This is a genomic window from Rhodovulum sp. BSW8 (genome assembly GCF_003314725.1).
GTDB lineage: Bacteria > Pseudomonadota > Alphaproteobacteria > Rhodobacterales > Rhodobacteraceae > Rhodovulum > Rhodovulum visakhapatnamense.
Genome location: NZ_QNVX01000067.1, coordinates 150,465 through 165,566 on the forward strand (window position 1 = coordinate 150,465; position 15,102 = coordinate 165,566).

The 15,102-nt window shown below is 66.9% G+C and carries 12 protein-coding genes and 1 tRNA gene; 3 read left to right on the plus strand and 10 right to left on the minus strand.

Annotated features, from left to right (window positions below; translation table 11 throughout):
- Positions 1 to 3 precede the first annotated feature (3 nt).
- The 7 genes from DSD19_RS21040 to sucC all read right to left on the minus strand — a co-directional run bounded on the left by DSD19_RS21040 (position 4) and on the right by sucC (position 8,127).
- Positions 4 to 399 carry an MAPEG family protein gene (locus DSD19_RS21040; RefSeq protein WP_075784401.1) on the minus strand — a complete coding sequence of 132 codons (396 nt, stop codon included), beginning with the start codon at positions 397 to 399 and terminating at the stop codon, positions 4 to 6.
- A 7-nt stretch (positions 400 to 406) separates the two neighbouring features.
- Positions 407 to 799: an MAPEG family protein gene (locus tag DSD19_RS21045; RefSeq protein ID WP_113670987.1), complete on the minus strand. Its 393-nt coding sequence runs from the start codon at positions 797 to 799 to the stop codon at positions 407 to 409.
- A gap of 195 nt (positions 800 to 994) precedes the next feature.
- Positions 995 to 2,521 (minus strand): 2-oxoglutarate dehydrogenase complex dihydrolipoyllysine-residue succinyltransferase, encoded by a 1,527-nt coding sequence (odhB, locus tag DSD19_RS21050; protein ID WP_113670988.1) that lies wholly within the window; start codon positions 2,519 to 2,521, stop codon positions 995 to 997.
- A gap of 5 nt (positions 2,522 to 2,526) precedes the next feature.
- Positions 2,527 to 5,499: a 2-oxoglutarate dehydrogenase E1 component gene (locus tag DSD19_RS21055; RefSeq protein WP_113670989.1), complete on the minus strand. Its 2,973-nt coding sequence runs from the start codon at positions 5,497 to 5,499 to the stop codon at positions 2,527 to 2,529.
- The gene (locus DSD19_RS21060; RefSeq protein ID WP_075784396.1) at positions 5,496 to 6,023 is read right to left on the minus strand and encodes a DUF805 domain-containing protein; all 528 of its coding nucleotides are present in this window, start codon (positions 6,021 to 6,023) and stop codon (positions 5,496 to 5,498) included. Before DSD19_RS21060 ends, DSD19_RS21055 begins: the two co-directional genes overlap by 4 nt.
- A 23-nt stretch (positions 6,024 to 6,046) precedes the next feature.
- A complete protein-coding gene (gene sucD / locus DSD19_RS21065; RefSeq protein ID WP_075784395.1) occupies positions 6,047 to 6,928 on the minus strand; it encodes a succinate--CoA ligase subunit alpha in 882 nt (293 codons plus the stop codon).
- 5 nt (positions 6,929 to 6,933) lie between these two features.
- On the minus strand, positions 6,934 to 8,127 hold the full coding sequence (sucC, locus tag DSD19_RS21070) for an ADP-forming succinate--CoA ligase subunit beta (protein ID WP_075784394.1): 1,194 nt from the start codon (positions 8,125 to 8,127) through the stop codon (positions 6,934 to 6,936).
- Positions 8,128 to 8,452: 325 nt separating this feature from the next.
- On the opposite strand from sucC, the gene DSD19_RS21970 reads away from it, so the two are divergent.
- Complete coding sequence (locus DSD19_RS21970) at positions 8,453 to 9,055, plus strand: phosphatase PAP2 family protein (RefSeq protein ID WP_165828204.1); 603 nt, start codon at positions 8,453 to 8,455, stop codon at positions 9,053 to 9,055.
- A gap of 45 nt (positions 9,056 to 9,100) precedes the next feature.
- Positions 9,101 to 11,128 (plus strand): M3 family metallopeptidase, encoded by a 2,028-nt coding sequence (locus DSD19_RS21080; RefSeq protein WP_113670991.1) that lies wholly within the window; start codon positions 9,101 to 9,103, stop codon positions 11,126 to 11,128.
- A gap of 100 nt (positions 11,129 to 11,228) precedes the next feature.
- Here DSD19_RS21080 and DSD19_RS21085 read toward each other — a convergent pair whose 3' ends face one another.
- From DSD19_RS21085 to DSD19_RS21095, 3 genes are all read right to left on the minus strand, one after another.
- Positions 11,229 to 12,479 (minus strand): DEAD/DEAH box helicase, encoded by a 1,251-nt coding sequence (locus tag DSD19_RS21085; RefSeq protein ID WP_243628194.1) that lies wholly within the window; start codon positions 12,477 to 12,479, stop codon positions 11,229 to 11,231.
- A 265-nt stretch (positions 12,480 to 12,744) separates the two neighbouring features.
- Positions 12,745 to 13,014, minus strand: coding sequence for a DksA/TraR family C4-type zinc finger protein (locus DSD19_RS21090; RefSeq protein ID WP_075784390.1), 270 nt, complete (start codon positions 13,012 to 13,014; stop codon positions 12,745 to 12,747).
- 60 nt (positions 13,015 to 13,074) lie between these two features.
- Positions 13,075 to 14,331 carry an MFS transporter gene (locus tag DSD19_RS21095; RefSeq protein ID WP_075784389.1) on the minus strand — a complete coding sequence of 419 codons (1,257 nt, stop codon included), beginning with the start codon at positions 14,329 to 14,331 and terminating at the stop codon, positions 13,075 to 13,077.
- A 397-nt stretch (positions 14,332 to 14,728) separates the two neighbouring features.
- Here DSD19_RS21095 and DSD19_RS21105 point away from each other — a divergent pair.
- A tRNA-Ala gene (locus DSD19_RS21105) sits at positions 14,729 to 14,804 on the plus strand.
- Positions 14,805 to 15,102: the final 298 nt, after the last annotated feature.

The following is a 15,102-nucleotide window of genomic DNA, read 5'->3' on the forward strand; positions in this document are numbered from 1 at the left end:
AGTTCATATCAGACTGGCGAGCGTCATCAGGACGGTCGCGGCAAAGCCCGCGGCCCAGATCATCGAGCGTGCCGGCACCCAGCCCCGGACATAGGCGGGCACATAGGCGATGCGGGCGATCAGGTAGATCCAGGCGCAGAGCGCGGTGAACCAGCTCGACTGGCCCGAGACGGTGACGAGGACCACCGCTGCGGTGAAGAGGATCAGCCCCTCGAAATGGTTGTTCAGTGCCCGCTGCATCCGTCCGGTCCGGCGCGAGAGCTGCTGGTCGGGGGGCGTGTCGCGGGGGCTCGTGGTATATTCCGTGCCAAGCTCCATGTTGGCGGGGATCGCCATGAGGACGAATTGCACGGCCTGGACGAGGATCGCGAGGGCGAGGGCGGTGAGTTCGGGGGTCATGCGGGCCTCAGAAGATGCTGGCGAGGATCATGGCGAAACAGGCCAGAAGCCCAGCCATGAAGATGACGGACCGCCAGGGCACCCAGCCGAAGGCATAGGCGGGCAGGTAAAGCGCGCGGGCGGCGACGAAGATCCAGGCGGCAAGCCCGGTGAGCCAGCCATTGGAGCCGGTGAACTGCACCAGAACGACGGCGATCACGAAAAGCCCGGTATTCTCGACATGATTTGCCAGCGCCCGGCGCAGGCGGAGGGTCAGGGGCGACAGCCGGTCCGCGATATCGTCGCGGGGGCCGGTATTGCCGTCGCGCCCCACATCGGCCTCGAGCGCGCGCTGGGACCAGAGCACGGCGGCAAGGTGGATGACGGCGGTGGCGGCGAGAGCGGCGAGTTCGGGGGTCATGGATCCTCTCGGTCTACGGCAGTCTCGTCAATGGGGCGTTCCAGTTTGAACACGGAATATCCCCTTTCGTTGAACCACTTGCGGGCGTCCCGCGAATTGAAATCCAGGCATCCAGTGGCAGCGTGATAGGCGTCCTTGACGCCTATCACCCAATACACCTCGCCGGGCTTCAGTCCGGTATCGCCCGACATTGCCTCACAAATCCATCAGCAGCCGTCTCGGGTCTTCCAGCGCTTCCTTGACGCGGACGAGGAAGGTGACCGCGCCCTTGCCGTCGACGATGCGGTGATCGTAGCTGAGCGCCAGATACATCATCGGACGGATCACGATCTGGCCGCCCTCGACCATCGGGCGGTCCTGGATCTTGTGCATGCCGAGGATGCCCGATTGCGGCGGGTTCAGGATCGGCGAAGACATCAGCGAGCCATAGACCCCGCCGTTCGAAATGGTGAACGTGCCGCCCTGCATCTCGGCCATCGACAGCTTGCCGTCACGGGCGCGGGTGCCCATTTCGGCGATCCGCTTCTCGATTTCGGCGAAGCTCATCGAATCGGCATTGCGCAGCACCGGCACCACCAGCCCCGAGGGCGTGCCGACCGCGATGCCCATATGGACGAAGCGCTTGTAGACGATGTCGGTGCCGTCGATCTCGGCGTTGACCTCGGGCACCTCGGACAGCGCGTGGCAGCAGGCCTTGGTGAAGAAGGACATGAAGCCCAGTTTCACCCCGTGCTTCTTCTCGAAGAGGTCCTTGTATTCCTTCCGGAGCGCCATCACGCCGGACATGTCCACCTCGTTATAGGTGGTCAGCATCGCGGCGCTGTTCTGGGCGTCCTTCAGTCGGCGGGCGATGGTCTGGCGAAGCCGGGTCATCTTGACCCGTTCCTCGCGCTCGGCATCCTCGGCGGGGATCGGCGCGCGGGCCGCGTCCGGGATGGCGGCGGGCTTGGGGGCCTCGGGCGCGCGGGGCGCGGCGGCGGCCGGTTTCGGAGCCGAGGCGGCCTTCAGCACGTCTTCCTTCATGATGCGCCCGTCGCGGCCGGTGCCCGCGACCTCGGCCGCGGTCAGGCCCTTTTCGGCCATCAGCTTCCTGGCCGAGGGGGCGTCCTCGACATCCTTGCCGCCGCCGGCGCCCTGCGCGGGGGCCGGACTTGCCGCCGGGGCAGAGGCAGCACCTTCGCCCGCCAGCAGCACGGCCAGCTGGCCGCCCGCCTCGACGGTGGTGCCCTCGCCCGCGAGGATGTCCTTCAGCACGCCCGAGGCGGGGGCGGGCACCTCGACCGAGACCTTGTCGGTTTCCAGCTCGCAGAGCATCTCGTCGCGCTCGACCGTGTCGCCGGCCTGCTTGAACCAGGTCGAGACGGTGGCCTCGGTCACGCTTTCGCCCAGGGTCGGCACCATCACCGGCACCTCTTCGGTGGCGGCCTCGGCAGCCGGGGCCGAGGCGGGGGCGCCGCCGTTCGATTTCGGCGCGGGCGCGGCGGCGCCCTCGGCGATGGTGGCCAGAAGCGCATCGACGCCCACGGTTTCGCCTTCGGCGGCGACGATCTCGGACAGGGTCCCCGCAGCAGGGGCGGGCACCTCGACCGTCACCTTGTCGGTTTCCAGCTCGCAAAGCATCTCGTCGGCCTCGACAACATCGCCGGGCTTCTTGAACCAGGTGGCGACGGTGGCCTCGGTGACGCTTTCCCCGAGCGTCGGAACACGGACTTCTGTGGACATGGCGATTATCCTTCGATGGTCAGCGCGTCGTTCACGAGCGCGGCTTGTTGTGCCTTATGCGTGCTGGCGAGGCCCGTGGCCGGCGAGGCGGCGGCGGGACGGCCCGCATAGCGGGGCCGGCCGTGCTTGGCGTTGATGCGGGTCAGGACCCATTCGAGATTGGGCTCGATGAAGGTCCAGCCGCCCTGGTTCTTGGGCTCTTCCTGACACCAGACGACTTCGGCATCGCGGAAGCGGCCCAGTTCCTTGACGAGGCTGAGCGCCGGGAACGGATAGAACTGTTCGAGCCGCATCAGATAGACATCGTCGATGCCGCGGGCGTCGCGTTCTTCCAGCAGGTCGTAATAGACCTTGCCCGAACAGATCACCACGCGCCGGATCTGATCGTCGGGCTTGAGCCGGGTGTCGGAGGCGCGGCCCGCATCGGCATCGTCCCACAGCACCCGGTGGAACGACGACCCGGTGACGAAGTCCTGCGCTTCGGACACCGCCAGCCGGTGCCGCAGCAGCGATTTCGGCGTCATCAGGATCAGCGGCTTGCGGAAGCTGCGATGCAGCTGGCGGCGCAAGATGTGGAAGTAGTTGGCGGGCGTCGAGCAGTTGGCGACGATCCAGTTATCCTCGGCCGACATCTGCAGGAAGCGTTCGAGCCGGGCAGAGCTGTGTTCCGGCCCCTGCCCTTCATAGCCATGCGGCAGCAGCACCACCAGCCCCGACATCCGCAGCCACTTGCGTTCGCCCGAGCTGATGAACTGGTCGAACATGATCTGCGCGCCATTGGCGAAATCGCCGAACTGGCCTTCCCACATCACCAGCGCATTGGGCTCGGCGAGGCTGTAGCCGTATTCGAAGCCCAAGACGGCATATTCCGAGAGCATCGAGTCGATGACCTCGTATTTCGCCTGCCCCTTGCGGATGTGGTTCAGCGGATAATAGCGCTCCTCGCTGTTCTGGTCGATCAGCGCGGAATGGCGCTGGCTGAAGGTGCCGCGGGCACTGTCCTGACCGGCCAGCCGCACCGGATAGCCCTCGGTCAGCAGACTGCCGAAGGCCATCGCCTCGGCGGTCGCCCAGTCGAAGCCCTTGCCGGTCGCGAACATCTCTTTCTTGGCGTCAAGCAGGCGGCCCACGGTCTTGTGGACCTCGAAGCCCTCGGGCGGCGCGGTCAGGGCCTGGCCCAGCTCCTGCAGGGTTTCCTCGCCGATCGCGGTGTCGCCGCGCTGATAGTCGTCGCCGCCGCCGCGCTGGATATGCGACCAGCGCCCGTCGAGCCAGTCGGCCTTGTTGGGCTTGTATTCCTTGGCGGCTTCGAATTCCTCGTTGAGATGGGACTGGAAGGCGGCCTTCATGTCCTCGATCTCGCCCTCGGGGATCAGCCCGTCCTCGACCAGCCGCTCGGTGTAAAGCTGCAGCGTGGTCTTATGCTTCTTGATCTTCTGATACATCAGGGGGTTGGTGAACATCGGTTCATCCCCCTCGTTATGGCCGAAGCGGCGGTAGCAGAAGATGTCCAGCACCGCGTCCTTGCCGAATTTCTGGCGGAACTCGGTGGCGACCTTGGCCGCATGCACCACCGCCTCGGGGTCGTCTCCGTTGACGTGGAAGATCGGCGCCTCGACCATCAGCGCGATGTCGGTCGGATAGGGCGAGGACCGCGAGAAATGCGGCGCCGTGGTGAAGCCGATCTGGTTGTTCACGACGATATGGATGGTGCCGCCGGTGCGGTGGCCAACCAGCCCCGACAGCCCGAAACATTCCGCCACCACGCCCTGCCCCGCGAAGGCCGCGTCACCGTGCAGAAGGACCGACAGGACCTGCTTGCGGTCATGATCGTTCATCTGCGCCTGCTTGGCGCGGGTCTTGCCCAGCACCACGGGGTTCACCGCCTCGAGGTGCGAGGGGTTCGCGGTCAGCGACAGGTGCACCGTGTTGCCGTCGAATTCGCGGTCGGATGACGCGCCGAGGTGGTATTTCACGTCACCCGAGCCGTCGACATCCTCGGGCTTGAAGCTGCCGCCCTGAAATTCGTTGAAGATCGCGCGGTAGGGCTTGCCCATCACGTTGGCCAGCACCGAGAGGCGCCCGCGGTGGGGCATGCCGATGGCGATTTCCTTCAGGCCCAGCGCGCCGCCCCGCTTGATGATCTGTTCCATCGCCGGGATCAGCGCCTCGCCGCCGTCGAGGCCGAAGCGCTTGGTGCCCATGTATTTCACATGCAGGAACTTCTCGAAGCCCTCGGCCTCGACCAGCTTGTTCAGGATCGCGCGCCGACCCTCGCGGGTGAACTTGATTTCCTTGCCATAGCCCTCGATCCGCTCCTTCAGCCAGGACGACTGTTCGGGGTCCGAGATATGCATGTATTGCAGCGCGAAGGTGCCGCAATAGGTCCGCTGCACGATGGCGAGGATCTCGCGCATCGAGGCAACCTGCAGGCCCAGCACGTTGTCGATGAAGATCGGCCGCTCCATGTCGGCATCGGTGAAGCCGTAGGACCCCGGGTCGAGCTCGGGATGCGGCGTCGGATTGCGCAGCCCCAGCGGGTCGAGATCGGCCACCAGATGGCCCCGGATCCGGTAGGCCCGGATCAGCATCAGCGCCCGGATCGAGTCGAGCACCGCGCGCTTGACCTCGTCATCGGTGACCTCGACGCCTTTTTCGTTGGCCTTCTCGCGAATCTTCTCCTCGGCCGCCTTGGCCTCGCGGGGGGCGGGCGGCGTCGGCCATTGCCCGTCAAGCGCCGCGGTCAGATCGTCATTCGGCGCGGGCGGCCAGTCACGCCGGGCCCAGCTCGGCCCCGCCGCCTCGCGCTTGACCGAAACCTCGTCGTCGCCCAGCTCGGCGAAGAACCTCTGCCAGGCCTCGTCGACCGCGTTCGGGTCATTGGCATAGCGGGCGTAAAGCTGTTCCACATACTCGGCATTGTGCCCCTGCAGGAAGGACGAGCTGTGAAAGATGTCGTTCGCGCTTTGCTCGGTCATGGAGCTACCTCATGGGGGTTTGGACCGTATGGGTTGGGGCCGGGCTGGGACGGGCGGGTCAGCCACCAGATCACCAGAAGCGGCGAGATCATCAGCACCACGACCGACAGGGCAAGCACGACGCCCGCGAGGCCGGTGAACATCTGCGCAACGTCGCCCGTGGTGGCGGCATCGAAGGCACCGATGAAATTCGCAAAACCGGCGATGCCCACCAGCACGATCAGCGGATAAAGCAGAAAGAGCCCGCTGCGGCCGCTGTCATGCATCCTGCGCCAACCGGCGGCCAGCCCGGGCACGAGGGTGACGAGACCGAAAAGCCCGTTGAGCGGCCCGCTGGTTTCGGCCGAGACACCCTCGGCCCCGACGCTGACATCGCCCCAGAACAGCAGCCCGTCCAGCACAGCGGCCAGGATACCGCCCAGCAGCATGAACAGGACGAACCACCAGTATTCGGGGCGGGACGCCCGCCCCGAAAAGGTGAAGTACTTTCTGAAACAGACCTTTACGGCAGCCGCAAAGCCCATTCTGCCTCCCTCGGCGACCGGGCTCAGCCGATCGCCTTCAGCACCGCCTCGCCAAGATGCGCCGGGCTGTCCGCCACGACGATCCCGGCCGATTTCATCGCCTCGATCTTGTCCTCGGCCCCGCCCTTGCCACCGGCGACGATGGCGCCGGCATGACCCATGCGGCGTCCGGGCGGCGCCGTGCGACCGGCGATGAAGCCCGCGACGGGTTTCTTGCGGCCCTTCTTGGCCTCGTCCTTGATGAACTGGGCCGCTTCCTCTTCGGCCGAGCCGCCGATCTCGCCGATCATGATGATCGACTGGGTCTCGTCATCGGCGAGGAACCATTCCAGCACGTCGATATGTTCGGTGCCCTTGATCGGGTCGCCGCCGATGCCGACGCAGGTCGACTGGCCCAGCCCCACATCGGTGGTCTGTTTGACCGCCTCATAGGTCAGCGTACCCGAGCGCGACACCACGCCGACCGATCCGCGCTTGTGGATATGGCCCGGCATGATGCCGATCTTGCAGGCGTCCGGTGTAATGACGCCCGGGCAGTTCGGCCCGATCAGGATCGAGTTCGAGCCTTCCAGCGCCCGCTTGACGGTCATCATGTCCATCACCGGGATGCCCTCGGTGATGCAGACGATCAGCGGGATCTGGGCGTCGATCGCCTCGAGGATCGAGTCGGCCGCGAAGGGCGGCGGGACGTAGATCACCGAGGCGTTGGCGCCGGTCCTGGCCACGGCCTCGTGGCACGAGTTGAAGACGGGCAGGTCCAGATGGGTCTGGCCGCCCTTGCCGGGCGTGACGCCGCCCACCATCTGGGTGCCGTAGGCGATGGCCTGTTCCGAATGGAAGGTGCCCTGGCTGCCGGTGAAGCCCTGGCAGATCACCTTGGTGTTTTCGTCGACGAGAACCGCCATGGATCTTACCCCTTCACCGCTTTGACAATTTTCTGCGCCGCGTCCGACAGATCGTCCGCCGCGATGACGTCGAGACCCGAGCCATTGATGATGGCCTTGCCCTTCTCGACATTGGTGCCTTCGAGGCGCACGACCAGCGGCACCTTGAGACCGACTTCCTTGACCGCGGCGACCACACCCTCGGCGATCACGTCGCAGCGCATGATGCCGCCGAAGATGTTCACCAGAATGCCCTTCACGTTCGGGTCCGAGGTGATGATCTTGAAGGCCTCGGTCACCTTCTCCTTGGTGGCGCCGCCGCCCACATCGAGGAAGTTTGCGGGCTCGGCGCCGTACAGCTTGATGATATCCATCGTCGCCATGGCCAGGCCCGCGCCGTTGACCATGCAGCCGATCTCGCCGTCGAGCGCGATATAGTTCAGGTCGTATTTCGAGGCCTGAAGCTCCTTGGGGTCTTCCTCGGTCTCGTCGCGCAGCGCCAGGATGTCCTCCTGCCGGTAGAGCGCGTTCGAGTCGAAGCTCATCTTGGCGTCGAGGCAGCGAAGGTCGCCCTGATCGGTGACGATCAGCGGGTTGATTTCCAGAAGCTCGCAATCCTTCTCGGTGAACAGCTTGTAAAGCTGGCCCATCAGCCGGACGCATTGCTTGATCTGGTTGCCGGTCAGCCCCAGCGCAAAGGCGATGCGGCGGCCGTGATAGCCCTGATAGCCGGTCACGGGATCGACCGAGAAGCTGAGGATGCGGTCGGGGGTCTTGGCGGCGACCTCCTCGATGTCCATGCCGCCCTCGGTCGAGCAGACGAAAGCCACCCGGCTGGTCTGACGGTCCACCAGAAGGGCCAGGTACAGTTCGCGGTCGATGCCCGCGCCTTCCTCGATGTAGACCCGGCCGACCTGCTTGCCCGCGGGGCCGGTCTGATGGGTGACGAGGGTACGGCCCAGCATCTTCCTGGCTTCCTCGGCGGCTTCGCCGACCGATTTGGTCAGCCGCACGCCGCCCTTCTCGCCCGCCTCTTCCTCGATGAAGTGGCCCTTGCCGCGGCCGCCTGCGTGGATCTGTGCCTTGACGACCCAGATCGGCCCGTCGATGTCGGCCGCGATGGCCTTCGCTTCTTCGGCCTTGGTGACGACATGCCCTTTCGAGACCGGCGCGCCGTAGCTGCGCAGCAACGCCTTGGCCTGGTATTCGTGGATGTTCATCAAACTGTCCCGTGCTGGTACGATTTACCGTTCTCTAAGCACGGAATCGTGGTGCGGCGAAACGCCCTTTTCCCTAAATTCCCGTGATCATCCGATGTTTTTTGCCTTTGTGATCACGCTCGCGAAGAGTGTGATCGCAAACTTGGGCGAAAGCCCGGACGTCGTGAAGCATGGCCAAGGTAACCCTGCCGAAGATGTGGCAAGACTGGCCCGCAAGGTCCGGTTTCGGTCCCGATCGACGCCAGGGGACCACGACTCTATACCAAACCGTTACAGATCTCGCCGAAAGAAGGTGCATCTGACTCCCGAGACAGGCCCGTTCGCCATGCGCTTGCCGTCCTCCTCGCTTTTGCTGCGCCCCGCCGCTCTTTCGGCGATGCTGGCGCTGGTCCTGCTTTCGGTCACTGTCGCGGACGGGCGCGCCCGCCGGACCGGCGACCATCTGCAGATCGCCCTGCCCGCCGCCGGGCTGGTCTGCGCCGCGACCCGCGGTCAGGCCCCCCTTTATGCCGGACGATACCTTCTGCTCGAAGCCGGAATCAAGCTGCCCAAGGCCGCGCTCGGCCAGCGGCCGATCAATCGCCGCCCGGATGGCGGCAGCCATGGCTTCCCGTCGGGGCACACCGCAGCGGCCAGCTTCGGCGCGAGCGCGCTGGTGTCAAGCTGCCTGCGCGACAGCCCCGGCGCGCAGGCGGTGGCGGTGCTGTCGGCCGGGTTCGTCGGCGCCTCGCGGATCGACGCCGGGCGGCACACGATCTGGCAGACGCTTGCCGGCGCGGTGCTGGGCTGGCTGGTCGCGACGCTGAAACTGGCCGCCTTCGACCGGGCGGTCGCGGCGGCCTGGACGCGGATCGGGGCGCGGCTGGCCGTGCCGGGCCGCCTGCTGCCCGCCCTGCGCGAACGCACACCGGTGCCGGGCCGGCCTTGAACCCGGCCGTGATCCGGCTATGCCTTCTGGCAAACGGAGATCCCCATGACCAATCCCCTGCTGGCGCCGCGCACGGCACCGTTCGAGCTTCCCGCCTTCGCCGCCGTCTCGGACGCGGATTTCGCCCCGGCCTTCGATCAGGCGCTGAGCGACGCCCGGGCCGAGATCGCGGCCATCGCCGAGGCCCCCGAGCCGCCCGATTTCGCCAATACCATCGAGGCGCTGGAACGCACCGGCCAGGCGCTGTCCGACGTGCTGTCGGTCTTCTTCCTGCTGGCCTCGGTCTCGTCGACCCCGGAACGCGAGGCACTGCAACGCGCCTTTTCACCAAAACTGGCTGAATTTTCGTCCGATGTGGTGCTGAACCGCGCGCTGTTCGCACGGATCGACGCGGTCTGGCAGGCCCGCGAGACGCTGGATCTGACCGCAGAACAGGCCCGGCTGCTGGAGCTGAAGCATCGCGATTTCGTCCGCGCGGGCGCGGCGCTGCCCGAAGAGGGGCGCGGGCGGCTGCGCGAAATCAACACAAGGCTGGCCGAGCTGTCGACCGCCTTCGCCCAGAACCTGCTGGCCGACGAGCGTGACTGGACGATGCCGCTGGCCGAGGCCGATCTGGCGGGCTTGCCCGGCTTCGTTGCCGAAGCCACCCGGGCGGCGGGCACCGAACGCGGCGCGGACGGCCCGGTCGTGACGCTGTCGCGCTCGGTGATCGTGCCTTTCCTGCAATTCTCGCCCCGGCGCGATTTGCGCAAGGCAGCCTACGAGGCCTGGACCTCGCGCGGCGCGCGCGGCGGCGCCACCGACAACCGCGCCATCGTGGCCGAGACGCTGGCGCTTCGGGCCGAGCGCGCGGCGCTTCTGGGCTATGACAGCTATGCGGCCTATGTGCTGGAAACCGAAATGGCCAGGACGCCCGGCAACGTGCGCGATCTGCTGATGCAGGTCTGGGCCCCGGCCCGGGCGCGCGCCGAAGCCGATGCGGCGATCCTTGAACAGATGCTGGTCGCAGACGGGCTGTCGGCGCCGCTCGAGCCCTGGGACTGGCATTATTACTCCGAGAAACGCCGCCGGGCGCTGCACGATCTCGACGAGGCCGAGCTGAAACCCTACCTGCAGCTCGACCGGATGATCGAGGCGGCCTTCGACTGCGCGCACCGTCTGTTCGGGCTCGATTTCGCGCCGCTCGACGTCGATCTGCACCACCCCGACGCCCGCGCCTGGGAGGTCACCCGCGACGGCCGTCACATGGGCGTCTTCATCGGCGATTATTTCGCCCGGGCGGGCAAGCGGTCGGGGGCCTGGTGCTCGGCGCTTCGCAGCCAGCAAAAGCTGATGGGCGAGATCCGCCCGCATGTGCTGAACGTGTGCAATTTCTCGAAACCCGCCGAGGGGCGGCCCGCGCTTCTGTCCTATGACGATGCGCGGACGCTGTTTCACGAATTCGGCCATGCCCTGCACCAGATGCTGTCGGACGTGACCTATGAAAGCCTGTCCGGCACCTCGGTGCCGCGCGATTTCGTGGAACTGCCGAGCCAGCTTTACGAACACTGGCTGGAAGTGCCCGAGGTGCTGGAGCGTTTCGCCACCCATGCCGAAACCGGGCAGCCGATGCCCGAGGCGATGCGCGACCGGGTGCTGGCGGCCGCGACCTATGACATGGGCTTCCAGACGGTCGAGTTCATCGCCTCGGCGCTGGTCGATCTGGAATTCCACGATGGCCCCGCCCCCGCCGACCCGATGCAGAAACAGGCCGAGGTGCTGGAGGCCATCGGTCTGCCGCGCGCGATCCGGATGCGGCATGCGACGCCGCATTTCGCCCATGTCTTCGCGGGCGGCTATGCCTCGGCCTATTATTCCTACATGTGGTCCGAGGTGATGGATGCCGACGCCTTCGCGGCCTTCGAGGAAACCGGCGACGCCTTCGACCCGGCGACGGCCCGGGCGCTGGAGGACAACGTGCTGTCGACCGGCGGCACGGCCGAACCCGATGCGCTTTACACCGCCTTCCGGGGCCGGCTGCCCGGGGTCGAGGCGCTGCTGAAAGGGCGCGGGCTCGACCTCGAACCGGCCTGACCGCGCCCATGCAGCCCCATGCAGAAGAACGCCCGCCCGGTTTCCCGGGCGGGCGTTCTTTTCCGTAACCAGTGAGGGAAGCGACAGCGCCCCAGCGGGGTCAGGCCGCTGCGCGGCTCTTGTTGCGCGGACGGCGGCGCGCCCGGGCCTTGGCGGGCGGTTTGCCCGCGCCTTTGCTTGCGCCGCGCGGGCCGCCCCGCGACTGCTTCGGTTCGAGCCCTTCCCAGGGCGTGCCCGAGGCAACCGGGATCGCGCAGCCCATCACCTTGTGGATCGCCCGCAATTCCGAGATCTCCTCGGGCGAACAGAACGCGACCGCCGCGCCATCGGCCCCGGCCCGCGCGGTGCGGCCGATCCGGTGGACATAGTTGTCGGGCACGTTCGGCAGGTCGAAATTGTAGACGTGGCGCACCTCGGGGATGTCGATGCCCCGCGCCGCGACGTCGGTCGCCACCAGCACCCGCACATCGCCCGCGCGGAACGCCTTGATCGCGCGGTCGCGCTGGCCCTGGCTCTTGTTGCCATGGATCGAGGCGGTCGCGAAGCCCGCCCGTTCAAGCTGTTTCGACAGCCGCTCGGCGCCGTGCTTGGTGCGGCCGAAGACGATGGCACGGTCGTCGCGATGCCCGTCCAGAAGCTCGATCAGACGCCCGGTCTTTTCGGCCTTCTCAAGAAAATGCACCGATTGCACGATCTTGTCGACGGCGGTGCCGGGCGGCGTCACCTCGACCCGGACCGGATTGGTCAGGTAGCTGGTCGCGATCTCGTCCATCTGCTTGGGCATGGTGGCCGAGAACAGCATGGTCTGCCGCTCTTTCGGCAGCTTGGCCGCGATCCGGCGCAGGGCATGGATGAAGCCCAGATCCAGCATCTGATCGGCCTCGTCCAGCACCAGGAACCGGGTCTCGGCCAGCACCACGGCGCCCCGGCCCATCAGGTCGATCAGCCGCCCAGGCGTCGCCACCAGCAGATCGGCGCCGCGCGCCATCCGCTTTTCCTGCGCCGAAAGCGAAGCGCCGCCGACCACGGTCTCGACACTGACCGGCGTGCCCGCGACCAGCGGCCGAAGGCTCTCGGCGATCTGCTTGACCAGTTCGCGGGTCGGGGCCAGCACCAGGGCGCGGGCGGTCTTGGGCACGGGCTTGCCGCGGGTTTCAGCCAGCGCGGTCAGCAGCGGCAGCCCGAAGGCCGCGGTCTTGCCGGTGCCGGTCTGCGCCAGACCGATCACGTCGCGGCCCTCCAGCGCCGGAGGAATGGCACGGGCCTGGATCGGGGTGGGCTCGGTGATGCCGGCCTCGGCCAGTCGCGTCACAAGCCGCTTGGGCAGGCCCATCATGTCGAATGTCGTCACAGTGTCCTTTCGGGCGCCCGTCGCGGACGCCTCGTCAAAATGCGTTCGCCGCTGCGAACGGGTGAGCGGGCCCGCAACGCCTCGACCCTACTGGCCGGTTGGCGGCAGTCCCTGTACCCCTCGCGTGATGATGGGAACGGATTTGCCCGACACCTTGCGCCGCGACCCGGTCATGCCGGGCAGGCGGCCTCTGTTCACGCGACAGAAGGTGCGGATCGGCGATCCGTACAGGATCGGGGCCTTCCGGTCAATCCGGCAACTGCCATCACTTGAGCTGACTGTCCTTCGACCCCCGCCGGTTGATCCCGCCACGGATCACCGGCCGCCGGTCGCGATCGCCCTGGCACGCGACGCACAGCTTGACGCCCGGCAGGGCCTGCCGCCGCGCCTCGGGGATCGGCTCGCCGCAGTCGGCGCAGTCCGTCAGGCTGTCGCCCACCGGAGCGCGCCTGGCCTTCATCCGGTTCAGCTCGTCCTCGATCGAGGCGTCGATCTGGTCGTTCACCGCGCCGTCGCGCGCCCAGCCTCCGGCCATCGTCAGACCTCCCTTGCAGGCGATCAGGATAGGGCAGGCCCTGGCCCTGCGTCAAAGCCTTCAGGCGGCGACGCGGGCGGGAGCCGGCGCCTCGCGGATCGGCAGATGCACCAGCGCCGAGAAGGCGCCGACGCCCACGCCCACCCACCAGACCAGATCGTAATTGCCGTAAAGATCGTAAAGCTTGCCGCCCAGCCAGACACCGAGGAAGCCGCCGATCTGGTGCGACAGGAAGACGAAGCCGTAAAGCGTGCCCATGTAACGCAGCCCGTAGATATGGGCGACAAGCCCGCTGGTCAGCGGCACCGTTGCCAGCCAGAGCGCGCCCATCACCATCGAGAAGACCAGCACGGAGCCGGGTGTGATCGGCATCAGGATGAAGGCCGCCGCGGCGATGGTGCGCGCCGTGTAGATCCCGGCCAGCAGGTATTTCCGGCTGTAGCGGTTGCCCAGCCATCCGGCCGTCACCGTGCCGACGATGTTGAAGACCCCGATCACCGAGATCGCGACCGCCCCCAGCGCCGAGGTCGTGGTGATCCCGATCGCCGACAGGGTCCCGCCGGGCACGATCGGGCCGCACAGCTCGGCCACGAAGGGCGGGAAATGCGCGGTGATGAAGGCAAGCTGATAGCCGCAGGAAAAGAACCCCATGAAGATCATCACATAGGACGGGTCGCGGAAGGCCCGGTTCAGGACCTGGCCAAGGCTTTCCTCCAGCTCGGCCCGGCTCGCGACCTGGGGCGAGCGGATGAAGGGCAGCGCGAAAAGCGCGGCCAGCACCACGACCGCGAAGATCGCGAAGACGCCCTGCCAGGGCTGAAACCGCAGCAGGATCTCGGCCGCAGGCGGGCCCACGATCTGCCCGGCCGACCCGGCGGCGGTCGCGACCCCCAGCGCCATGGACCGATGCTCGGGCGCCGCGGCGCGCCCGACGATGGCCAGGATCACCCCAAAGCCCGTGCCGGCGATGCCGAAGCCCACCAGCACTTCGAGCCCCTGCAGCTGCCAAGGCTGGATCGCGAAGGCCGAAAGCACCAGCCCCAGCGCGTAAAGCAGCGCGCCCGCAACGATGGCCTTGCGGTCGCCGATCTTCTCGGCCACGGCCCCGAACAGCGGCTGGCCGATGCCCCAGGCAAGGTTCTGGATCGCGATGGCCAGCGAGAACTCGGTCCGCGCCCAGCCGAATTCCTCGGCAATCGGGATCTGGAACACCCCGAACGAGGCACGGACGGCGAATCCGATCAGCAGGATCACCGACCCGGCGATCAGCACCGGGGTCATCAGCGGCGCCTCTGCACCGCGTTGGGCATGGGTCATCTCGGCTCTCCCCGCGACCTGTGGGAACCGCTTGCCCCTGGTCGCAGACAGGCCTCCCGGTCGGGACCTTGGGCCACCGGGCCGGGCAGACATCTGAGGAAGGCGCGCGTTTCCCTGCCCCAATCTATGGCGGCACGACGCGGCCCGCACAAGACAAAGCCGTGTCCGCCCCGTTTTCCCGGATCGACGCGCCGCGCGGACGCTTCGATGCCGCCGGAATTGCACGTCCGGGCAGCGCCGAGGTGCGGTCCGATCCAAGATCGGCGCTGCGAAACCGGCTCCAGACGCCCCGCGAACCCCGGCCCCGGAGCTTCGATCAGGCCCTCAATTTTTCGCTTGATCTCCCTTCGCCGCTTCCATAAAAGCACGCGGGCAGACCAGACGGGATGCACAATATGGGGCCATAGCTCAGCTGGGAGAGCGCTTGCATGGCATGCAAGAGGTCAGGGGTTCGATCCCCCTTGGCTCCACCAAAAGTCTACTGAAAAGCACCAGATAGTTCTGCCTTTTTGGTCAGAGGATATGCCTCTGCCGCGCAGACCGGTGCTGTTTTCCCCACGAAAATCCATGCTGCCTCGATCCACGCCCATGTTGTGTTGATCTTTCCGCAGCCCTTTACCCTGTCAAACCCGAGGATGGCCCATGAGCGCCCATTTCTTCGTCGTGACGGGCGGCCCCGGTGCGGGCAAGGGGTGACCTGTCCCCCGGTCGTCCCTCGTTCATAACGAGAGTCCTTGGGGTTGATAGTGGTCGGTTTCGGGTTGGGCAAGC

Coding starts and splice junctions, on each gene's coding strand:
- DSD19_RS21040 (WP_075784401.1), bottom strand. CDS start 399: ATGACCCCCGAACTCACCGCCCTCGCCCTCGCGATCCTCGTCCAGGCC.
- DSD19_RS21045 (WP_113670987.1), bottom strand. CDS start 799: ATGACCCCCGAACTCGCCGCTCTCGCCGCCACCGCCGTCATCCACCTT.
- odhB (WP_113670988.1), bottom strand. CDS start 2,521: ATGTCCACAGAAGTCCGTGTTCCGACGCTCGGGGAAAGCGTCACCGAG.
- DSD19_RS21055 (WP_113670989.1), bottom strand. CDS start 5,499: ATGACCGAGCAAAGCGCGAACGACATCTTTCACAGCTCGTCCTTCCTG.
- DSD19_RS21060 (WP_075784396.1), bottom strand. CDS start 6,023: ATGGGCTTTGCGGCTGCCGTAAAGGTCTGTTTCAGAAAGTACTTCACC.
- sucD (WP_075784395.1), bottom strand. CDS start 6,928: ATGGCGGTTCTCGTCGACGAAAACACCAAGGTGATCTGCCAGGGCTTC.
- sucC (WP_075784394.1), bottom strand. CDS start 8,127: ATGAACATCCACGAATACCAGGCCAAGGCGTTGCTGCGCAGCTACGGC.
- DSD19_RS21970 (WP_165828204.1), top strand. CDS start 8,453: ATGCGCTTGCCGTCCTCCTCGCTTTTGCTGCGCCCCGCCGCTCTTTCG.
- DSD19_RS21080 (WP_113670991.1), top strand. CDS start 9,101: ATGACCAATCCCCTGCTGGCGCCGCGCACGGCACCGTTCGAGCTTCCC.
- DSD19_RS21090 (WP_075784390.1), bottom strand. CDS start 13,014: ATGGCCGGAGGCTGGGCGCGCGACGGCGCGGTGAACGACCAGATCGAC.
- DSD19_RS21095 (WP_075784389.1), bottom strand. CDS start 14,331: ATGACCCATGCCCAACGCGGTGCAGAGGCGCCGCTGATGACCCCGGTG.